Here is a 21,564-nt window from a genome sequence, read left to right as displayed (position 1 = left end):
GCCGCCACCTCCGGCTCAATGGAATTAATCACCATCCCGCTGCCCAATTCCAACCCCGCAAAAATAGATTCTCTCGGCTGGATTTTTAAATAAAAATGCTGGTTTTTGTCTTGGACAACATCATGAAGAAAAAAGTTGTAAGATAGATTAATAGAGTTTAATTTTGATAAAATCAGTTTTAGGGACTTGGCAAAAGAATTTCGTTCTGGTTCAGTCAATAAAGTAATGTTATCAAGATGCCGGCGCGGAAAAACCCAGGCTTCATAGTGGAATTGGGACGCATAGGGAGTAATGGCGACAACGTTTTTGTCTGCATAAATTTTGCGCGGACTTTTTTCTTCGTCTTTAATAATTTTACAATAAGGACAAATTCCGTGTTTAACCTGATATCTATGGGCCTCGCTTAATTCTTCCATAACATCGGGCGGCAGAATTTTAGTGGCAAAGACCTGGGAATGCGCGTGAAAAATAGAAGCTCCGGCCTTACCGCCGGAATTTTTAAACACTAAAATATATTCAATTTTTTTATCTTTGGAAATCTCACAGGTCCTGCCCGCATAAACATCAATCAAATTTTGAATTTGTTTTGTTGGCAGGTCGCCGGTTTCTTTGCCGTGCTCAACAGTATCAATAATTACTTCATGAACCCCATAGGCCTTGGGGTTATCTTGGGTTACGGCTGGGTATTTATTGGCAATCGCAATTATTTTTTCCTGTCCGCTAAAATAGTCTTTCTTGCTTTTTTGTTTTTTTAATCCTTCGCCGCAAAACACACAACCGCCGCCAGTATGAATCACGGCCTCTTCTCTAACATCATGAGGCCGAGCCGCCCGGGCCGGAGTTATAATCACATAACGATCTAGGAAATAATCTTTGCGGATTTCGGGCTTTTTCGGAGAAATTGAAACCTGGGGCGCCACGGGAATTTTGACGCGGCGGGTTTGAAGGGAGTTGATTTTTGAGAATTGTGGGGTCATTAAAAAATGAAATATTAAAAATAAAAAATAAAAAACACAAACTTAAAAATGAAAAAATGATTATTAGTCTTGGGTTTCAAAGTATTCTCGCCATTGTTTTTCTATTTCTTCCCTCTTGGCTTTGAATATTGGCGACTTTAATCTATCTATTTGTCTTAGTTGTTTGCGAAATTCTTCCATATCATCATCACCCATTGCCCGAATATTTTCACTTAACTCTTTTTCATCAGTATCAATTCCTTTTTCCTGAAGAAATTTTGTTAAATCCCCATTTTTAAGAATAAATTTTTGAATATTCTTATTGTCAGCAATCATGTCGCGTAATCTCGCAGGATTAACAATGGCAATATTCTGTAAAAAATAATCTTCCCAGCCGTGTTTTATAATGGGTAGGACCCACTTGTCTTCGGCCTGTAACCATTCTTGATACTGGGGCCGATTAGGATCATAAGCGCGGCTTTTCATTTCGCCAAAATTAAAACCAGTTTCTTTTGGATTATGTTCAGTGGGTTTCCAAACTTTTTTATCGGTTTCTTCGTCTTGCTCAAATTCAGCATGTTCAAGTGTTTTTTCTTTAAAATCTTCCACATCACTTCTGACTGCGTGCTTTATCATTTCTTCAGCTGAGACAGTATTGCCTTCAAACTCAAAAAGTCTAGCTAACTGCTTGATACGTTCGGTGTGAAAGCCGCTACTAATAAAAGCTAAATTGCCGTATTTATAATCCTCTGGTTCACCAGTAGTTTCAGCTTTTTCTTTTTCTCCGTCAAGCATATTTATTGTATGGGCGAAGTTTTCTAAAGTATTAGTCGCATGGGCTTCTTCTTTAACAACACCATCTGGCAGTCCCCAATATTCAATTAGATATTTTTTCATGGTTTCCGCGCCTTTGCCGCCCTCAGACACAAAAATTTCTCGCACCTGTCCCATTTTGTATAACGCAACAGCCGCATCCAGACGCAGACGAGCCCCAAAGCTTAATTGCCATTTTTTTTCGTCTGGGGTTTTTTGATTTTCTGGGGAGAGAACTCCAAAACCAAAAACAATAGCCGCATCATAATGCGGTTCTTTTTCTTTTGATTCCCTATCTTCTGGCTGAAGTTCTTTTGATTCTTGCGGAGTTTCTTTTTCGCCTTCTTCCTCGCGGGGAGGGAGGACTGAAATTTTTTCTGGCATAATTATATGGATTGAATGGTTAAATAGTTGATTTTTATTGTTATTGGCATTCTATGAATAGAGAATTTTAGTTTAGATATGGCTATTTCCCCTGGGTTGCAAATTTTATCACCCAGCCAGGCCTTTTATCTTGATAATATTTTAATTTATATAATTTCCCTTTTAAAAAATTATGATTTCCGGATTTCATTCCTGATAAAAGCTCCTTTGTTTTCGCGAGAAGTTCTTTCTGCCTTTCTGCCACTTTCTCCGCGTCTTTATTTTTAGTGGAGGGGCGGATTGAGACAAATTTAAGTTGGTAGCGGGTTCCGAATATTTTTTTGAAGATGAATTTTGTCCGCTCTAAGTGAAATTGTGAAGTAATAACTAGAGCGCTTTTTTCTTTTCTGGGGATAAAATAAAGTTTCTTGGCATAGTAGGCATTGCCAATCGTGTCTTGGGATTTAATTTCCAAGTATATGCGTTTAGGCGGGAGGCCAAGAGTTAAAAGATAATCCCTCATTGCCTCGGCTTCAATTTTTAATGGGGCCTTATCTTTAGGATATAAAAAGCTGTGTTTGCCGCAAACAAGAATATTGGCTTTCTTGTGTTTTTTAAAAATTTCTGTTGCTTTATTTAGCCGCTTTTTGACTTGTTGGGGCAGTTGGTTTTTGATATTTATTCCGCCTCCTAAAACTACAATGGTCATAAAAATTTAGTTTGGGAATGAGTTAGCGTTTTATCGGTGATTTAAAATCTTTAACTATTTTATAATACGCTTTTTCGTAATTATCCACCATTTTTTCAATCGTAAAATTTTCCTCAACATGCTGGCGGCAGGCGTGGCGCATTGCAAGATACTCCTCTTTGGGCATTGAGTAAATTTTTTTAACGGCTTTGACGGCTTCTCTTTGGTTTTTGACCAGAAAGCCAGTGACACCATCTTTGACGACTTCGGGCACGGCGCCGCGGGGAATAGCAATTACCGGGGTGCCGCAAGCCATGGCTTCAATCATTACCAGGCCAAAGGCCTCTTTCCAGCGATTTAAGAAAAGCAGGGCTTTGGCGTTTTGATAATGTTTTTTTACTTTTTGGTAAGGAGTAAAACCAAGATATTGAATTTTTTTGTTTAAATGCGGCGCGATTTTTGTATCCCAGAATTTTACGGTTTTGGGGCTTGAATAGAATTTTTGACCAATGATTTTTAAAGGTTTTTGGGCTTTTTTGGCCACTTGGATGGCTATATCTGCGCCTTTGTTGAAATTAATGCGACCGCAGAATAATAAAAAGTTTTTTGGATTTTTATTGAAAGTGAATTGATTGATATCAATGCCGTTGTGGACGATAAAGTCAAAAGATATGTCCGGGGCTTGGTTAGCATGGGCTTTACTTAAAGAATTTATAAATATATTAGAAAAATTCTTTTTATAATAGTGGAAAAGTTCATTATAATGAGGGTCAAAAGGACTATGATAAGTGACCAAAATTGGAAGTTCAGGAGAAAGAGCAGCCAGAGGGAGGGCTAATTCGGTATTGGCGTGTAAGATATCAAATTTATTTTTATTAAGAAAAATGTCTAATAAACAAGCTTGGTCGTTCATAACAAAGCGACGAGCATATTCACCAAACATCCCTCTTTGTTTTAACTCTCTAACATATTTATTTTTAGGCCAGTTAGTCATTGCTTTAGCTACTAGTTTGGCCTTTGTCTCTGAGCCCGGAATGGCAAAAAGTGTTACCTTGTGCCCTTTATTTGTTAAACTATTAGCAAGATAATAAACAAGCCAAAGAGGTGCACTGATAATATTAGTCTTGGGCGGTACGGTATCATGAGTGTAACAAAATAAAGCAATTTTTAATTTTTTCATAATTTATTTCCTTTTATTTTTGCAATTATTTTATAATAAACTTTTTCATAATTTTCTACCATCGATTCAAGGGAAAAGTTTTTTTCCACCCACTTTCTACAATCATCTCTTTTTATTTTATCAAGATTTTTAACTGCTGCAATCATCTCTTTTTCATCTCTTACCACATAACCGGTTTTTTTGTGTTTAACTAATTCGGGAACAGTACTTCTTTTAAAACCAATAACCGGGGTGCCGCAGGCCATGGCCTCAACCATCACCAAGCCAAAAGATTCATCCAACATAATCGGCATCATTAATGCTTCGGCTTTTTGATAAAATGAAATCATTTGTTTTGGGGAAAGCATGCCTTCGTAAGTAGCGTTAGCTGAAAGGCGGGGCTTAATTTCCTGTTCCCAATAATATGTAGATTCTGGAGGAATGGAGCCAGCAATTTTTATTTTTCTGCCTGTTTTTTTAGCAACATCCATGGCAATATGGATTCCTTTTTGGGGTACAATCCGACCAGCAAAAGCTAAGTATTCACCTCTCTGATTACTAAAACTAAATTTTTTAACATCTATGCCATGATGAACCGTGGCCGCATAATTTATATTTGGCAAAGGTTTTCTTTGAACATTAGAAACACTTATAAAATAAAGGTTTTTAGAACAATATTTATCCAGAGCACCATAAATTATTTTATTGGCGTAACTTTCAAGTGGATGGGGAAAAGTGTCGTGAATAGTTGCCACAACTGGAGTTTTTGCAAACGGAACAAATTGTAAAACTCTGGGCGGGGCGTGAAATTGAATGATGTCAAAAGCGCCAGTATTCGCCATTTGGAAAAGTTTTGAAGCTAAAAGCAATTCATAATGCTCTCGTAAAACTTCCTTCCATTTTATAGCCCAAGTCAAACCATGGTTTTCGGTGCTTGCTTGTTTTCCTATTTCAGTTAATTTTTTATAAGCATTGCCCCATTCTTTATTTTTGACCATTGAGGGTAGTCCCAAAGAAATCAAGGTTCCTTTGGTTTTAGAATCAGAAGAGCCAAACAGAAAAACTTTATGTCCCCGCTCTACCAAACTATCGGCTAACTGTGAAGTCAACCAAAGCGGCGCGTAAATCGTTTTTTGCCCAAGAGGAGGAGTTGGAAGCAAGTTAGTGCTCATTATAGCGATATGCAAAGGCTTTTTTACTTTCTTTTGGCTCATTTTTTCTTTGGTCATATTTTTTTAGTTATCTTTTTAGCGATTTTAATTTGCGATTTTATAACTGACTTTGGCAGGTACTTCTTGGGGTTTTTTTGAGATTTTGCCGGGGAACCAGAAACGATTTTTTTGCCGCTGTGTCCGTTGCCGTTGCCGGTGATGATGTTTTTATAAATTTTTTCGTACCCTAAAGCGATGTTTTCCCAAGTGAATTTTTTTTCAACAAGAGCTTTGGCTTCAATGCCCATTTTTTTTCTCAAGTTATCATCCTTAAAGAGTTGGTTGACTTTAAGGGCAATATCTTCAACGTTGCGGGTTTTAACAAAGAGGCCGGTTTTTCCGTTTTTGACAGCCAGAGGAATGCCGCCTTTGCGCGTGGCAACAGTGGGAGTGGCATAAGACATTGCCTCCAAAATAACTAGGCCTAAGGCCTCATGGCAAACAGAAGGAGCAACAAAGACATCGGCGCGGGCATAAAATTCTTTGAGTTCCTCGGCTTTGCTTTTGTCAAAGTAGCCCAGAAAGCGAACATTGACATTATTTAGATCTTGGTTGAGTTTTTCCATGTTAGCTTTTTCCGGGCCATCGCCGATAATAAAAATTTGGCCGTCAATTTTATCGGCGGCGCGAATAAGATATTCAACGCCTTTTTCTTTGGTTAACCGACCCACAAACAAAGCAACATTTTCGTTCACAAGATTATATTTTTCGTCTAATCGGGCAGTGGAGCAGTTGACGGAAAATTTTTTAAAATTTAAGCCGCCGGGAATAACTTTAGTGCGGTGACGCAAATCTTTGCCAAGGAGTTTTAGCATCCATTGTTTGTTATGGCTGGAGATAGTGGTTATGGCCTTGGCATCATAAAGAGAATTACGGGTTAGGGGAATATTGCGGCGGTTGGTTTCAATATGTTTAAGGCAGCTGCCATGAGTGGTGGCGATAAAATTGACATTAAAAATTGAGCGGATATAACTGGCCACCCAGGTAAGCAGGCCAAAATGATTCGTGTGAATAATATCCGGTTTGAAGGAAACCGCGGCGCGGACGCTGGCCGCGAGATAGGCCTTGTATAATTTGGTGAGTTCAACGCCGGTTAGTTCGGAATATTTTTTAGAATTGGGAAGTTCGGGATGGCCAAAATAGACCGGGCAAGGAAACGGCAGTTTAACTATATAACGTTTGACATTGGGTTCTAATTGTCTTTGGTCCGGGGCAAGGACGGCAATTTCGTGCCGCTTAGAGAGCTGGGTGACAAGATTTCTCAAATAATTCGCGCTGCCATTGCCCCAGAGCGGAAAATCGTAAAGATAAAGAATTTTCATAATAATATTTCTATTATTAAAATGGTAAAGTATTATTATTAGCCATATCAATATATTCTGGTATGCGTTTAATTAATTTTTCTGCTTCTTCCCTCTCCGCAAACCCTTTAGTCAAAAAGAAGGTCGCGCTCCGGAAAGCGGTCCAAGCCATATACATGCTGATTCTTCTTCTCAACTCATCATATAGCTCTAAATCGCGCTTATTTAAATATTCATTAAGAAAAGATTTTTGCAAACTAGCCATATTCTGGCTAAGTTCTTGATTATAGCGACTGGTCATATATTCAAACTGCTGGAGGAAATTTCCCAAATCCCGAGCGAAGTCAGCCACGCAAATGTCAGTGTAGTCAATAATTGTTATTTCTGACTCATCATGGGCGTTAATCACGACATTTTCCGGATGCAAATCTCCATGAATAAGGCATTGCCTGTTCTTTCTTAAATTCCGTTCGTCAAAAATATTAATTTCAGCAAATATTTTCTTAAAATCAAGAAAATTACCAGGATAGGATTTCTTAATCTTTTCAAGATACACCCTAGATCCTGGCGCTATAGTTTCAATGCGAACGCTCAAGGGGTTGAAAGTGTGTTTTGTTATATCAGCTTTTATTTGATGAAGTTCAGTCAACCAGTCCGCCACCAGCTTGATTAAACTTTCGACTTTCTCGGGCTCGTCTTTGATATAATCCAAAAGCGCCTTGCCGTCAATGCCCAGATAAAACATGGCTTTAAATTCAGGATCGTAAAACAATGGCTTCAGGCTGGCTAGCTTGCCTTTAAAAAAAGATTGGTCATCAATAAATGTTAAGGCTTGGTAAGCATGCTCGCGATCTTCTTTAGCATTAGCCGTACAAAAAATTGGTTGTTTTATTCCTTGGACATCATAGCGAATCACTAAATGATAAAATTTTCCAATATCTTCTTTGATTGGGGTGATTCTAACGTTTTTCCAGTTGACGTCTTTGTATTCAGCACCTGTGACTTGGTTAGCAAAATACTCACTCATGAATTGCGGATCTAAAAAATTGTTGGGATTTGCAGTTTTCATTTATTTAGATTTATGATTGTTATTGTTTTTATTACTCTCTTTGTTGTGTAATTTGTTGTGTAATTTAATCGCTTTTTTAAATAACTCCAAATATTTTTCAGCCGGGATCTCCCAGGAATGTGAAATTTTCATTGCCCTTTTAACCAAACCGCGCCAGCAAGTTTTATGATGGTAATTTTCCAGGGCTCGAGTAACAGCAATAAGAAATTCTATTGAGTCATAACCTTTAAACACAAAACCATTTCCTTGTTTTGTTCGCGGATTAAAATCTTCAACAGTATCAACAAGTCCGCCAGTGGCTCGGACCACGGGAATAGAGCCATAGCGCATGCTAATTAACTGACCCAGGCCGCAGGGTTCAAAACGCGAGGGCATCAAGAATATATCACTGCCAGCATAAATTTGCGAGGCTTTTTTTATATCAAACTTAAGATGAATGCCTGCTTTTTTAGGATATTGCTTTTGCAATTTTTTAAAGAATCTCTCATATTTATCACCGCCAGAGCCAGTAATAACAAATTGGAGATCAAGCCGCAGGAGATGGTCGGCAATTTCCATAAACAAGTCAAAGCCTTTTTGCTCTGTGATTCGCGTTACCATGCCGAGAAGCGGAACATTTGGATTTTGGGGCAGTTTAAATGATTTTTGGAGGGCAAGTTTATTTTCCATTTTTTTATCAATTGATTTTTCGTTATATCTTTTTACCAAGGCTGGATCTTTCTGGGGATTGAAAACATTGTAATCAATGCCATTAACAATACCGAGAATTTTATCTTTGCGATTTTGAAGGATTCGATGCAAATCTTCACCAAACTCTTTGGTCAAAATCTCTTCTGCGTATTTTTCACTGACAGTATTAATTAAATCAGCGTAAATAATGCCTCGTTTAGCAAGATTAATGCTTCGAACTCCAATCTCTTCTTTGATTGACGGCAATCGGGAATTTCCATCGTCCTCCCTGCGATGGTGGCCATGGCCTGTTTCCATTTGGAAGACCAAGTTATGTATAGTAAATATTGCCGCGGTATCCTTAAAAAATTCATCATCCTTATAATGTTTTTTTAAAAAATTAAATACCAATCCGGTGTGCCAATCATGGCATTGGATTATGTCTGGCTTAAACTTTATCATTTTTAAAACTTCCAAAACGCATCTATCAAAAAAATACCATCTTTCATTATTTCTTTTAGAGCCATAGATGGTTTTTTTGCTAGAAAAATATTCTACCCTGTCAATAAAATAAATGGGCAAGCCCCGCATCAAGTAGCCCTTCCAAAGATCAAATTTTAAAATGGTTTTTTCATCAAACTGAACCGTTACATCATTAGCAATTTTCTTTAACTCGTGTTCTTTCTTATTGACCACGCCATGAAGCGGGGTAATGGCAATCACTTCATTGCCCAATCTTTTTAAAGCTTTAGGTAAGCTTCTGGCCACATCGCCAAGGCCGCCGGCCTTGGAAAAAGGCGCGGTTTCTGCGGCGATACTGACTATTTTTAATGGTTTCATAAAAAAATATTAAAAGTTATACCTTGCGGGGACCCCGCTGTTTGCGAGTAATCGTAGAAGAAGTTGTCATTGCAAGCCCTGAACCATGCGCTAAGCTTAGGTTCTGGGCGAGCGACTGTAGGATTTGCTATACAAGAAATGCCAAGGCGACTGTCAAGCAAGGTTAAGAGTGGGAACCATGTGAGCGAAGCAATCCCGTGTGATTTACTGTGGAACGTGAGGGGTTCCTCGTCCTCGGGTTCCCCCCGCCCAGGCATAAATGCCAGGGCTATGTCTTTATCTTCTAAAGCCCTGTGAACAGGGCTACTGGCAACAGCGTCTTTTTTTCCAGCCCCATTCATGGGGCTTTCGTCAACTCCACTAGCCCTAGCATTTATGCTTGGGCGAATGAGGCTATCCTGTGGACATGAATCGCGAGTGGTTTCGTCTACAGGATTCACGCCCTTTCAACAAGTTCAGGGTCTGCGACGGGATTGCTTCGCTCTTTTTTGTCTTTACTGTCTATCTTGTCATTCTTTCATCAGGGTCATTCTGACTTGGCACATCTTACAGTCGCTCGCAATGACACCGGAATGGTCTGCGCGCAACAAATCGCCACTGCCAACGCATCTGCCGCATCATCGGGCTTGGGAATATCTTTGAGGTTTAATCGCAATTTAACCATTTTTTGAACTTGTGCCTTCTCGGCCCGGCCGTAAGCGCAAAGCGCCTGTTTTACCTGCAAGGGCGTGAACTCTTCTATCATCAGATTTGTTTGAATGGCGGTTAGCAGAATAACACCACGCGCTTCCCCGACTTTCAGGGCAGTCTTAACATTCTTGGCAAAAAAAAGTTCTTCAACAGCCGCTTTTGTTGGCTTGTGTTTTTTAATAATCTGTTTTAATTTTTTATGAATCAGGTTCAATCGTTCGGAAAACGCTGTTTTAGAAGAAGTAATAATACATCCATAGTTAACTAATTTAACATCATTTTTTTCTGTTCTAATAACCCCCCAGCCAGTAGTGGCAATGCCGGGATCAATGCCGAGGATTATAGTCTTCTTGTTTTGTTTGGTCATTTGCTAAAATAAAATCTTTTAATTTGTAAAACGGTAATCTCGCTGCTCGATTGTCCAATTGTTCGATTGTCCAATTGCTAAATACCCCACCCAACAATCGAACAATGGAGCAATCGAACAATCATCTCATATTAGTAAACACTGCCTCCACGTCCTCATCGTCTTCCAGTGCCTCAACCAGCCTCCCAACTTTCTCCTTATCGCTGACTTTTGCAAGATTATCTTTTTTAGGCACAAATTCCACTTCTGCACAATCCACCTTGATAGTCTGCTTTTCTAGGTCTTCCTTGACTTTTTGCAAATCATCAATTGAAGTATAAATGACTAAATCCCCATCCTCTCTTTCAAAATCTTGAGCCCCAATCTCAATTAGGTCTAATTGAAATTTTTCCAAATTCGAGATTCCAGATTCTATATTCACAATTCTAATCACCCCTTTTTGTTCAAACATCCAAGCTACTGAATTAGCGCCAGCCATCTTTCCGCCAAGCTTATTCATAATATTTTTCACATTGGAAAGAGCGCGGTTTTTATTATCAGTTAAAATTTTGATGATTAAAGCTACGCCCTCTGGGCTAAACGCTTCATAAGTGACTTCTTTAATCGTCTCTTCACTGCCCTCGCCAGTGCCATGTTTAATAGCGCGTTCAATATTATCCTTGGGCATATTGGCTTGTTTCGCTCTGTCAATCGCTAAACGGAGTTTAAAATTTGAATCAGGATCACCGCCGCCTTCTCTGGCAGCAATGGTAATTGCCCGACCCAATTTGGTAAAAATCATGCCGCGTTTTTGATCCGCAACGCCCTTTTGACGATGAATTTGCGCCCATTTTGAGTGTCCAGACATGCTTCGCAATATAAAAAATCAAATATAAAAAAACAAAAACACAAACTAAAAAACTCAAAAATTGCTTCTTTCTGCCTTTCATAATAATAATACTTGAGGCAAAAATGTTAGCAATCTCTTTGGTTTCTTCTAAAAAATCATTACGTTTATCTATTTTTTGTTTGTCTTTACTATACCAAGACAAGGACTAAAAATCAATACATAGCTGTTAATGAAATGTGGACGATAAAAATCCTGCACCAAACTTCGTTAGTGCAGGACAGGTGACAGAAAGACGACAATTTGCTATACTTACAATGAAAACTACTTCATTGCTCGATTGTTCGATTGTCCAATTGTTAAAAAGTAAAGCAATCGAACAATTGGACAATGAAACATAACACAATTTAACAATCAAACCCATGAACACCTTATCCAACCCTAAAAAAATCAATACCCTAGACAAGAGCAACGTGCTGGGCTCCATTATGCTTTTTGATAAACAAGTTGAACAGGCTTGGGAAGAAACTAAAAGCATTAAAATCCCGGTTGCTTACAAAAAAGTAAAAAATCTGGTAATTAATGGCATGGGCGGCTCCGGGCTTGGCGGTCATGTTATAAAATCATTATATAATAATGAAATAAAAATTCCTTTTGAAGTAATAAATGATTATCAAGTTCCGAATTATTTAAATAAGAACACTTTGTATTTAATTTCCAGTTTTTCCGGAAATACCGAGGAGCCGATTGGAAGTTATGCGGAGGCCAAAAAACGGGGCGCTAAAATTATGGCGATTACTACCGGGGGTGAGTTAAGCCAGATGATGCAGAAAAACAAAATTCCCGGGTACGCGTTTGAGGCCCGACACAACATTTGCAACCAGCCAAGAATTGCTGTTGCTTATTCTGTAATCGGCCAACTAGCGCTCTTAAACAAATGCGGAATCATAAAAATTGCTGACTCTCAAATAAAAAATGTTCAGGACTGCCTCCAAAAATTGAACAAAACCTTTGGCATCAGCAATAATAAAGATAATCCGGCCAAGCTAATAGCTAAAGAATCACAAGGCAGGTTGGTGATTTTGGTTGCTGCTGGATTGTTGGCTGGCAATGTTCACGCTTTTGCTAACCAGATTAATGAAAACTCTAAAAACTTCGCAAGCTGGTTTGTGATTCCAGAGCTCAATCATCACTTGATGGAAGGACTCAAATTTCCTAAATCCAATAAAAAAGATTTAATATTTGTTTTTATAAATTCTGAACTTTACGAACCGCGAGTTCAAAAACGTTTTGAGATTACTAAAGATGTAGTTAAGAACAATAAAATCGCTTATTTGGAATATGCTGTCCAGGCAAAAGAAAAACTTGAACAATCATTTGAGGTCTTATCCTTGGGCAGCTACACCGCGTTTTATTTGGCAATGCTTAACAACGTTAATCCGGGTCCGATACCGTGGGTGGACTTCTTTAAGCAACAATTGAGTCAATGACATAATTATCTCATCTTTGAACATTATTACAAATTAGCAATGTTTAGTAATATGCTCCCCCGGCTGCGGCCGGGGTCGCGTAATACAGTAGTAATACAATTGAGTTATTATTGTATTACTATTGAGTTACAACGGTATTACTATTGAGTTACAATGAGTTACTATAAGTTACATTCTATGAGTATAACCTATTCTCGCATAAAAGACTTTTTTAAACGGAGGCCGTATCGGACATACATTGTCCTATTTACGGTTTCTTTTTTAATTTTTACCTGGCTGCAGGCCACCCCGACCCTGGCTGACCCGGACTCGTTTTATCACATCAAGGTGGCAATGCTGATGCAAGAAAAGCTGGAGCAGGGAGAGTGGCCGATTTTTAAGGGTTTCCCCTGGCTGTACCACACCACCCTTAGACAAAATTTCGCTGACCATCATTTGATTTACCACCTTTTAATGACGCCTTTGATGAACTATCTGGATCCGATAACCAGCAGTAAATTTTTAACTGTTATCTTAGATGCCGCGCTCATTACTTTTCTTTTTTGGCTTTTAAAACGATTCAAGATTAAGCGGCCGCTCGCTCTTACTGCTTTGCTTTATACTTCTGCCGGTTTTATATTCAGAATCTCTCTTATTAAAGCCCAGCCCCTGGCCTTAATAATGTTCTTCTTAAGCTTATATGTAATTCTCAAACGCAAATATTGGTTAATGTTTCTAGTGGCCTTTCTTTATGTTTGGACTTATGGAGGCTGGATTTTAATGCTTTTTATTGGCGGTTCTTATGTATTGGCAGAAGTGATTCAGCAAATGTTGGCTTCGTCTAAAAGGAATCTTCTGTCGCTTCTTCGCTGTTTTTTTGTTTCAACATTTGCTTGGCCGCATATCAAACTGATGTTAATTATTTTAGCTGGGATAGCTGCTGGCATTATCATTAATCCTTACTTTCCGGAGAATCTAAATTTCTATTGGATTCAAATTTTCCAAATAGCAGTAGTCAACAAAAAGGGCGCCATTAATCTTGGGGCAGAATGGTATGCGCCAAATTTTAGCGATTTTCTCTTACAGAACATTTTAATTCTTGTGCTTTGGGTGATCGCCTGCGCTTGGTTTCTTTATAACATCAAACTCCAAGCAAGAAAAAATTGGACCCTTTTTCTGCTTTCCGGGCTGTTTTTAATTCTCGCCTTGCGTTCATCAAAACAAATTGAATATTTTGCGCCCCTGGCTCTTATGTTCTCTGGCTTCTCCTTTGCTGTCAATCCTTTTTCCAGCCAACGTTTTAACTGGCAAGATTTGCTCGCCAGAATTAAAAAATTTTTTATTTTCCCCAACCCTTTAACAACAATTCTGATTAGCGGCTATGTTATCACGGCCATATTTATATGCGGGGTTAGCTTTACCGCTCAACTGACTTCAGTTAGAACCAGTCTTAACAAAAATTTCGCGCTTTATTATCTTCAGAACGCCTCGGCTTGGCTTGAAAAAAATACCCCCAAGAACTCCATTGTTTTTCATACTTGCTGGGACGAGTCGCCCATGCTTTTCTTTCATAATCATCACAATTATTATCTGGTGGGCTTAGATCCTACTTTTATGTATGCTTATGATAGTTATTTGTACGAACTCCACCGGGATATTACCAGCGGCAAAGATACGATAGGTTTGGCTTATAAAATCAAAACCTGGTTTAACAGTGAGTATGTGATTCTGACTAAAAAAAGATACGGGGATTTTGAAAAAGTTCTAAAACACCAAGATGGATTTGAGTCGGTTTACGAGGATGAGGAGGCGCATATTTTTCGGATTGTGAATTGAAAAATGAGAGTACAAGGATACAAGATACAAGAAACAAGGGTACAAAAAAATTCCAAATTTCAAACTCCAAAATACAAACGGTTTGGAATTTGAAAATTTGTATCTTGAAATTTTTTTGTAACTTGTATCTTGTGTCCTTGTTTCTTGTTTGACCTTAAACCAAAAAACACCCGATAAAACACCAGGTACCTTTAATCTGCAAAACTATATCATTAACCCTCACCTCACTTCAAAAGTAATCACCTGCCTGGCGATTGACTCTAGATCTAATTGGGGATCATAGGCAGTGGCCACAACCGTATGTCTGCCGGGGCTCAATCGCGGCATAATGTAAAAATTACTGATACCGGTTTTTTCTCCTTCTTGAACCGCGGCTTTGCCAACATATTCGTTATCAATATATATTTTTAGTTCTTGGCCGTAAGGAGAAATACCAGTAATCAAAGGAGTTTTATAGCTGGTAATATAAACTTGGGTCATATCAACTTTGCTGTTTTCACCCAGGCTTAAAATAGTTGGGCTCGGCATAGTTACCACTTCAAAAGTAACCTCGGCTGAAGGTGGAGATGTAAACTTACTTAAAGGATTTTCAGTAATCGCATACATGGTGTGTTTGCCTTCAGGCAGATAGTTTCGGTACCAATAGAAAAAATTTGCTGTGCCGGACTTTTCACCGTGTTGAACTTGAGCATAGTCAATAAACTTATCATCAATATAAATTTTTACATTGCTCCCGTATTTTGTAAGACCAGTAAATATTGGGGTGGGATATTTGGTATAATAAACATCTTTTGGATTTTGGTTGATGTCTCGGTTTTCGGCGACGCTAATAATAGTGGGGGTGGGATAAGCCCCAAGAAATGCTTGCTTAAATTCCGGGAACACGGTTGGGGTGATGCCCAACTGCTCGGCGTTTAAAAAAAACTTTTTTCTAAACCAGGCATTATCAGGGGCCTCTATCAAAACACTGCTAGTACACCTCGGTTTATTATCACCGGTGCCAAAAGGAGCTACGCCATATTTCCAGTCATCATCATTATATCCGAACTGATACCAAGTGTCTCTGTCCCCATCTTTGGGCGGGTAGGATGTTGACCCTTTTTCACCATAGAATCTCCACATAACATTTGTGATTCTGGCGCAAGCTTCTGTTGTATCGCCCCGCTTAATTATCTCCTCACCGTTTAAAATAAGCTCAGCATCAAAATTACCGCCACCCGTTCCCCGATTTTCATCGCCGTTAGAAACATGGCAAGCGATTAAATTTTCACCTTCTTTGAAATATTTATAAACATCAATCTTTCTGTCCCAATAGTGGCTTGCGTGATACTCTTCTAATGCGTTAATTACTAAACTCTCATTAATGAGGCACTGAATTCCATCATTATAACTTAGTTTTAAAATTGCAGAGTCTAACTTAGTTTCCTTAAGAACTTCTGAATCCGGAATATAGTAGTCCGCATATACGGGAAGGGCGTGATGCCAAATACTGCTAAAAATCAAAGAAATTAGCAGAGTATAAAATATTAATTTTTTTCTATTATATATTTTCATATTTGTACATCATATCATAACTCTTGTTTTATGTCAAGTGTGAATTCAAATTTATTTAATAAATTTTAGCTAATATTAGCAAAATAATCTCCATAAAAATGAACTCGAGCAAACTAAACCAGATCCATAACAATGTGCCTGTTGATTATTATGAGCAAGGTCTTCAAAAAAGTTTTCTCCAAAAGTATTTCCATTCAAAAAGATTCTCGCATATAAGCAGAATCCTCTCTCCCCTTAAAATAAACAATTTTTTAGACCTTGGCTGTCATAGCGGCATATTTACGGACAAAATAAAAAAAATCACCAAGGCAAACGGCTTTGGGATGGATATCTCTGAGAAAGTAATTCAGCACGCTAAGAACCAGCATCCTGACTTGAATTTCTTGTGCGGGGATATTCAAAACGGATTGCCGTTTCCGGATCAAAATTTTGATTTGGTTACGACGCTGGATGTGCTTGAGCATTTGCCTAATTATAATTGTGCCGTGAGTGAAAGCGCGCGAGTCTTAAAGCCGGGCGGCTATTTATTGGTAGGTATACCAAACGAAAACTTGCTTTTTAAATTTGTCTGGTTTTTTTGGACAAAAATGAGAGGCAAATATTGGAATGAAGCTCATGTGAGTAAATTCCGGTCAAAAAACTTAAAGGGCATATTGGAACCGTCTGGTTTTAAAAAAATAGCAGATGCAAAAATTCATTGCCGCATATATTATATAGGGCTATACAGAAAATCATTATGAGAAAAGTAATTAAAAATACACTCTGTTCCAGAGCTGATTTAATTAATATTCTTTTGCTGGCAATTATCTTGTTTATATTCTTTAGCCCGAATATTTTTGGACATTATTTTTTCTGGGATGACTTTCTTTCTTACCATGTCCCAAACAAATTCTTTTATTTTACCAACCTAAAAGACGGGGTCCTGCCTCTCTGGAATCCTTATTCTGGCGCCGGGCAGCCATTCCTCGCCGACATCCAAACTCAGTCTTTATACCCTCTAAATTTATTAATTATTCCTTTTTTTAATGGCGCTGTCTCAAGAACGGCCTGGCTAATTGAGCTTTGGACCATCTTTCATGTCTTTTTGGGGGGAACATTTCTTTATGCGCTAACTAAATATTTTCACAGAAGCCGACCGGCCAGTTTATTTTCGGCTATAACCTACGCACTATCTCTGCCCATCGTCGCTCACTGCGTACATATAAATATTATTTCAACAATCATTTGGCTACCACTAATTTTTCTGTTCTTTCACAAAAGCCTTAAAGAAAAACCATTTAAAAATATTATTTTAAGCGCCGTATTTTTGGCCATCGCCTTTTTGGCTGGCCACCCGCAAATTTTCTTCTTGACTATATTCCTTTTGGGCGCTTACTCTGTTTTTAATTCATTAAGTTTTTTGTGCAGCGCGCCGATTAATGTTGATAGAATCAAAGCTAGTATTTTCCTTTATCGCAATCCTATCGCTATCATTTTTCTGACCGCGGGGTTAATAGCTATCCAGCTCTTACCATTTTTAGAATTGGTCTCTCTGTCAACAAGGAGCTATTCTTCGTATCAATTTGCGACATCTTATTCGCTAGAACCGCTTCAATTCATTCTATCCTCCATATCGCCCCGCGTTTTTGGTGGCTATGGACCCCTAAATGATTATCTTCTACCCGGCAACTTCTGGGAAACAGCATCCTATTGCGGCCTGCTCGGTTTAATTTTTTGCGCGATAGGAGCCTTTTTTCACAAAAATAACAAAATAGTCATTTTCTTCACTATTATTCTCTTGCTAACTTTGGGGCTATCTTTTGGCGGTAATTTCATAATTTACCCAACTTTTTATTTATTTTTGCCTATACTGAAAATATTCCGATGTCCTGGGAGATTTTTACTGCTTTACTTGTTTTCTTTTTCCATACTGACGGCTTTTGGTTATGATTTTATAATGAGCTACGACTTCAAAAATAATCAAGAACTGGTTGGCTACCTAAAAAAAATCTTTCACGCCATTCTCCTATCTTCAATAATTTTTGTTTCTACAATATTTCTGCTAATATCAACCATATCCTTACTGTCGCCCGTCGGGACAACTACAATCGATAATTTTGTAAAGTTTAACATTAAAGGTATTGGCATTTTCTTACTTCTTCTCTATGCTATATTTCTTGTCTTTCAACGCCGCCTATGGGGCAATCTGCTAAACGGATCATTTAAAAAATATTTATTTTTAATCCTTCTTTTAGATTTATTTCTTGCTGGTTTCAATTTTAATATGGGGGTGTGGTCGCCTAAAAAAATTTATGACAGCTCTCCCGCCATTGACTTTTTAAAAAAAGAAAACGCCAGTAGCTTTAGAGTGCTCACCAATAATGTTATACCAAGCAATGGCGGTGCTGTCCATGGATTTTCAACCATAGAAACATGGACGGCAACGCCCTTATCATCATACAAAGAATATACCAGTGGCCAATTCAACTCCAGCCGCCCCACATTCTCTATGAAGCCGCTAAACTCAAATCTTTTGAATGTTAAGTTTGTCTTTTGCCGGGAAAATAACTGTCTCTCCCCAGAGCTCGTCCGTGTAGAAGGTTTTCCTAATTTATATGCAAACCCCAAGGGATTACCTCGCACTTTCTTCGTGCCGGGAAAAAAATTGATAGAAATAAAAGAGTCAGACCTAATGCTCATTGATCCCAATTTGCCCTCTATCACCAGCTACTCTCCAAACAAAATCGAAATTCATTTATCAACAAAGATGCCGGGCAATTTATTTTTAAGTGAAATCAATTACCCTGGCTGGCAAGCTATCGTAAACGGCAACGGGAAAAAGATTTATTATGTGAATAAACTTTTTCGCGGTATATATTTTGAAAATGGCGGTGATTATGACATAATTATGCGATTTAAACCAAAAAGTTTATTAATTGGCTCATATATTACTTTTAGCTTTGTTCTTGGGTTAGCCATAATAATCATCGGCAAAGCATTACTAACGGCGGGAAAAAAATACTATCGCCTTAATCCTCATAATCTCTCATAAACCAACTATGCGTCAAAATGTCATTAATATCATCATCCCCACCTACAACGAAAAAAACAACATCAGACCCTTGATTGAGAAAATAGTTAAACTCCCAACAAAAAATCTGGAAATTATTATTGTTGATGACAATTCTCCTGACGGCACTGGCAAAATCGCTGATGAAATAGCCAGCCAATATCACCAACTGACTGTAATCCACCGCCAAAAAAAACAAGGTTTGGGCCGGGCTTATTTGGATGTTTTTAATAAAATCATCCGAAAAGAAATTCCAGCTGATTTTATTATTACCATGGACGCGGATTTTTCTCATCCAATTGATAAAATCCCAGAAATTATTGAAAAGCTTGAGCAGGGACATGAGCTTGTTGTTGGCTCTCGCTATATCCCTGGCGGCTCAACCCAGGGCTGGAATTTTAAACGACGATTCTTAAGCCGCAATGCTAACCAATATGCTAAAGTTATCACCGGTATTCCTATCAATGATTTAACTGCGGGCTTTGTTGGCTATAATGTTAAAACCTTAAAAAAAATAGATTTATCGCAAATAAAATCTAATGGCTATGCTTTTCAAATTGAAATGAAATATCAAATGATTAAAGCTGGCGCTCGTTTTACAGAAGTACCGATTACTTTTGTTGACCGCGAACAAGGAAAATCAAAATTTAACAAAAGTATTTTCTGGGAGGCAGTGTTTATTCCCTGGAAATTAAGGTTATAAACAAGGCCTGTATAAGGCCTTGACTTTCTTCATCACTCTTGATATAATCAAAATAGTTAAAATTTAGTATTTTAGCCTAAAGTTAACAAAATCAAAAATAATTTTTCAAAGATTTAATGTCAAAATTGTAAATAAATTTATAAGGTTAGGGTTAAAATTATGAAAAAAGCTAAAAAAAATTATCAATTCCCGGTATTTATTCAAAAAAACGAAGACGGCTACTATTTTATAGAATGCCCGATTTTTAAAAGTTGTTACACCCAAGGAAAAAGTGTTGAAAAGGCTTTAGACAATATAAAAGAAGTAATTGAATTATGTCTGGAGGAAGAAGAAAGCCAAGAAATAATTAAACATTATAAACCTCAAAATTTTGGACTTTATACTTTAAACACGCAAGTCTATGCCTAAGCTTCCAGTTGTCTCCGGCAAACAAGCTACTAAAGTATTTGAAAAGGTTGGATACAGAATAACCCGACAAACAGGAAGCCATATTAGAATGCACCACAATTTTGATAAGACTAGAAATCCATTAAGTATTCCTAATCATAAAATAATAGGCAAGGGGCTTTTAAGAAGATTACTACGGGATGCGGAATTACCTGTAGCCGAATTTACAAATTTATTGAAAAAATAAAAGAACGGTTCTATTAAAAAACAGTCTTAGATTTAAAGACTGTTTTTGCGGTATTTACCTTGTTGAGTTGACAAATTTTGTATTTCGTGTATAATAAAAAGATGTAATAGAAGGAGGAGTTGTTCATTTTTTCACCCCATAAAAAGGAGGCTGTTATGAAACGGATGATAATCGTTTGGCTGGTCGTAACGGCGGTTTTAGCGGCTATTTTGGGTGGTTGCGCCACGAGAAGGGTGGTGGTTCATGTAACCGACACCCAGGCTGGCTATGAGCGAGATGGTGGGCTGGAGGAGCAAGACATTAAATGGACCGACAAAGCTATCAATAAACTGGATGGCTCAAGGGCTGTTCAGGATAGCATTGCTTTGGCCCAAGCTCATCTCATAGAAGCTCAAGCTCAAGCTGTGCGCGAGGGTCGGTATGGCTACGGCGGTCTTGGTTATATGGGAACAGAGACAGGAATAGATGGCTATGACGGAATTATCGGCAATGAAAGTGACCACACCCTTATTGTCAAAATTCCGGCTATCAATTATACAAGCCCGCCGATTCCTCCCGATGGTTTCATTGATCATATAAGATTGCCTGAAGGAAAATTTAAGGTCCAGTACATCAAAGCTAGTACGGGTAAATTATTTGTTGAGGGAACCATTGAGGTAGATGCTAGACGGGGGGACAACCATTATAAGGGGAGGGTTAGAGATTGGCATAGTGGGGCGAGAAATCGTTAGCACCTTGAGAAACCAAAAGAGGTGATCTTCATCACCTCTTTTTTCTATTTAATAACTTTTTGTAAAGTTTTATTTACCACCCAATACTGCACCTTCTGGTCCAGCCAATTTATCCATCACAAACCAAGTAATCGAATAAGCCGCTAAAATAATCACCAAGCCAATAATGGCATTAGTAATAATCCCCTTGGCTTTTTTTATTTTATCTTCACTGCCAGCCGAAGTCATCCAAAGAATACCGCCATAAAGCAAAAAAAGCAATAAAATTACGCCAATAAGTTGCAGGAGGTATTTGATAAACAAGCCAATAACAGTAGGTAAATCTTTTTGTGTTGTTGAAAGGCCAGCAGCATCGGCAGTATCATCAAGCCCATATTTATCAGCCCCCACCACCATCATTGGCATAACCAATGGGCCAATTATAAAAGAAACTAGCAGTACTGCCAAAGTTAAATTTTTTAATAAAAAAAGTTTGATTTTCATAGTTTTGGGTGCTGGTTGCTGGCTCCATGTTCTACATGGAGCCGCTATGCTTAAAGCGCAATGCCTGGCTGTCCTGCGCTGTTGTTGCTAAACCGCATGTCGGCTACATGTCGGCTCTTGGTGGAACCAAGAGCCAGCGGAGCGAGACATCAG

Annotated in this window: 20 protein-coding genes; 8 read left to right on the top strand and 12 right to left on the bottom strand. The window is 38.3% G+C overall.

Going from position 1 to position 21,564, the window contains the following annotated elements; all coding sequences use genetic code 11:
• From KKD20_01410 to KKD20_01365, 10 genes are all read right to left on the bottom strand, one after another.
• Nucleotides 1-977 (bottom strand): DUF4931 domain-containing protein (locus KKD20_01410; GenBank protein MBU4331764.1); only part of this gene is annotated, 977 nt, incomplete at its 3' end.
• 63 nt (nucleotides 978-1,040) lie between these two features.
• Complete coding sequence (locus KKD20_01405) at nucleotides 1,041-2,153, bottom strand: YdcF family protein (protein ID MBU4331763.1); 1,113 nt, start codon at nucleotides 2,151-2,153, stop codon at nucleotides 1,041-1,043.
• An 82-nt stretch (nucleotides 2,154-2,235) separates the two neighbouring features.
• Nucleotides 2,236-2,841 carry a YdcF family protein gene (locus KKD20_01400; GenBank protein MBU4331762.1) on the bottom strand — a complete coding sequence of 202 codons (606 nt, stop codon included), beginning with the start codon at nucleotides 2,839-2,841 and terminating at the stop codon, nucleotides 2,236-2,238.
• Nucleotides 2,842-2,863: 22 nt separating this feature from the next.
• Complete coding sequence (locus tag KKD20_01395; GenBank protein ID MBU4331761.1) at nucleotides 2,864-4,000, bottom strand: glycosyltransferase family 4 protein; 1,137 nt, start codon at nucleotides 3,998-4,000, stop codon at nucleotides 2,864-2,866.
• Nucleotides 3,997-5,208 carry a glycosyltransferase family 4 protein gene (locus KKD20_01390; GenBank protein ID MBU4331760.1) on the bottom strand — a complete coding sequence of 404 codons (1,212 nt, stop codon included), beginning with the start codon at nucleotides 5,206-5,208 and terminating at the stop codon, nucleotides 3,997-3,999. Before KKD20_01390 ends, KKD20_01395 begins: the two co-directional genes overlap by 4 nt.
• On the bottom strand, nucleotides 5,205-6,512 hold the full coding sequence (locus tag KKD20_01385) for a glycosyltransferase family 4 protein (protein ID MBU4331759.1): 1,308 nt from the start codon (nucleotides 6,510-6,512) through the stop codon (nucleotides 5,205-5,207). The genes KKD20_01390 and KKD20_01385 overlap by 4 nt, the downstream gene beginning before the upstream one ends.
• Before the next feature lie 16 nt (nucleotides 6,513-6,528).
• Nucleotides 6,529-7,560: a phosphotransferase gene (locus tag KKD20_01380; GenBank protein ID MBU4331758.1), complete on the bottom strand. Its 1,032-nt coding sequence runs from the start codon at nucleotides 7,558-7,560 to the stop codon at nucleotides 6,529-6,531.
• Nucleotides 7,561-9,069 (bottom strand): glycogen synthase, encoded by a 1,509-nt coding sequence (locus KKD20_01375; GenBank protein MBU4331757.1) that lies wholly within the window; start codon nucleotides 9,067-9,069, stop codon nucleotides 7,561-7,563.
• A 526-nt stretch (nucleotides 9,070-9,595) separates the two neighbouring features.
• On the bottom strand, nucleotides 9,596-10,126 hold the full coding sequence (gene ruvC / locus KKD20_01370; GenBank protein MBU4331756.1) for a crossover junction endodeoxyribonuclease RuvC: 531 nt from the start codon (nucleotides 10,124-10,126) through the stop codon (nucleotides 9,596-9,598).
• A gap of 121 nt (nucleotides 10,127-10,247) precedes the next feature.
• Nucleotides 10,248-10,973: a YebC/PmpR family DNA-binding transcriptional regulator gene (locus KKD20_01365; protein MBU4331755.1), complete on the bottom strand. Its 726-nt coding sequence runs from the start codon at nucleotides 10,971-10,973 to the stop codon at nucleotides 10,248-10,250.
• A 401-nt stretch (nucleotides 10,974-11,374) separates the two neighbouring features.
• Between KKD20_01365 and KKD20_01360 the strand changes: the two genes are divergently transcribed.
• Nucleotides 11,375-12,442 (top strand): SIS domain-containing protein, encoded by a 1,068-nt coding sequence (locus tag KKD20_01360; protein MBU4331754.1) that lies wholly within the window; start codon nucleotides 11,375-11,377, stop codon nucleotides 12,440-12,442.
• A 177-nt stretch (nucleotides 12,443-12,619) separates the two neighbouring features.
• Nucleotides 12,620-14,257: a hypothetical protein gene (locus tag KKD20_01355; protein ID MBU4331753.1), complete on the top strand. Its 1,638-nt coding sequence runs from the start codon at nucleotides 12,620-12,622 to the stop codon at nucleotides 14,255-14,257.
• A 219-nt stretch (nucleotides 14,258-14,476) separates the two neighbouring features.
• Here KKD20_01355 and KKD20_01350 read toward each other — a convergent pair whose 3' ends face one another.
• Complete coding sequence (locus KKD20_01350; GenBank protein ID MBU4331752.1) at nucleotides 14,477-15,811, bottom strand: hypothetical protein; 1,335 nt, start codon at nucleotides 15,809-15,811, stop codon at nucleotides 14,477-14,479.
• Between the two features lie 98 nt (nucleotides 15,812-15,909).
• On the opposite strand from KKD20_01350, the gene KKD20_01345 reads away from it, so the two are divergent.
• The 6 genes from KKD20_01345 (at nucleotide 15,910) to KKD20_01320 (ending at nucleotide 20,928) form a co-directional block, all read left to right on the top strand.
• Nucleotides 15,910-16,551, top strand: coding sequence for a class I SAM-dependent methyltransferase (locus KKD20_01345; GenBank protein MBU4331751.1), 642 nt, complete (start codon nucleotides 15,910-15,912; stop codon nucleotides 16,549-16,551).
• On the top strand, nucleotides 16,548-18,842 hold the full coding sequence (locus KKD20_01340; protein MBU4331750.1) for a YfhO family protein: 2,295 nt from the start codon (nucleotides 16,548-16,550) through the stop codon (nucleotides 18,840-18,842). The genes KKD20_01345 and KKD20_01340 overlap by 4 nt, the downstream gene beginning before the upstream one ends.
• A gap of 7 nt (nucleotides 18,843-18,849) precedes the next feature.
• Nucleotides 18,850-19,563: a polyprenol monophosphomannose synthase gene (locus KKD20_01335; GenBank protein ID MBU4331749.1), complete on the top strand. Its 714-nt coding sequence runs from the start codon at nucleotides 18,850-18,852 to the stop codon at nucleotides 19,561-19,563.
• 159 nt (nucleotides 19,564-19,722) lie between these two features.
• Nucleotides 19,723-19,971 carry a type II toxin-antitoxin system HicB family antitoxin gene (locus KKD20_01330; protein MBU4331748.1) on the top strand — a complete coding sequence of 83 codons (249 nt, stop codon included), beginning with the start codon at nucleotides 19,723-19,725 and terminating at the stop codon, nucleotides 19,969-19,971.
• Entirely contained in the window at nucleotides 19,964-20,197 is a 234-nt protein-coding gene (locus tag KKD20_01325; GenBank protein MBU4331747.1) for a type II toxin-antitoxin system HicA family toxin, read from the top strand. The genes KKD20_01330 and KKD20_01325 overlap by 8 nt, the downstream gene beginning before the upstream one ends.
• A gap of 164 nt (nucleotides 20,198-20,361) precedes the next feature.
• On the top strand, nucleotides 20,362-20,928 hold the full coding sequence (locus KKD20_01320) for a hypothetical protein (GenBank protein ID MBU4331746.1): 567 nt from the start codon (nucleotides 20,362-20,364) through the stop codon (nucleotides 20,926-20,928).
• Nucleotides 20,929-20,997: 69 nt separating this feature from the next.
• Here KKD20_01320 and KKD20_01315 read toward each other — a convergent pair whose 3' ends face one another.
• Complete coding sequence (locus tag KKD20_01315) at nucleotides 20,998-21,411, bottom strand: pilin (GenBank protein MBU4331745.1); 414 nt, start codon at nucleotides 21,409-21,411, stop codon at nucleotides 20,998-21,000.
• Nucleotides 21,412-21,564 lie beyond the last annotated feature (153 nt).

The organism is Patescibacteria group bacterium (genome assembly GCA_018896645.1).
Classification (GTDB): domain Bacteria; phylum Patescibacteriota; class Patescibacteriia; order UBA2591; family JABMQE01; genus JAHIMF01.
Note: the sequence above shows the minus strand (reverse complement) of the source record. Positions and strands in the feature narration are given on the sequence as shown.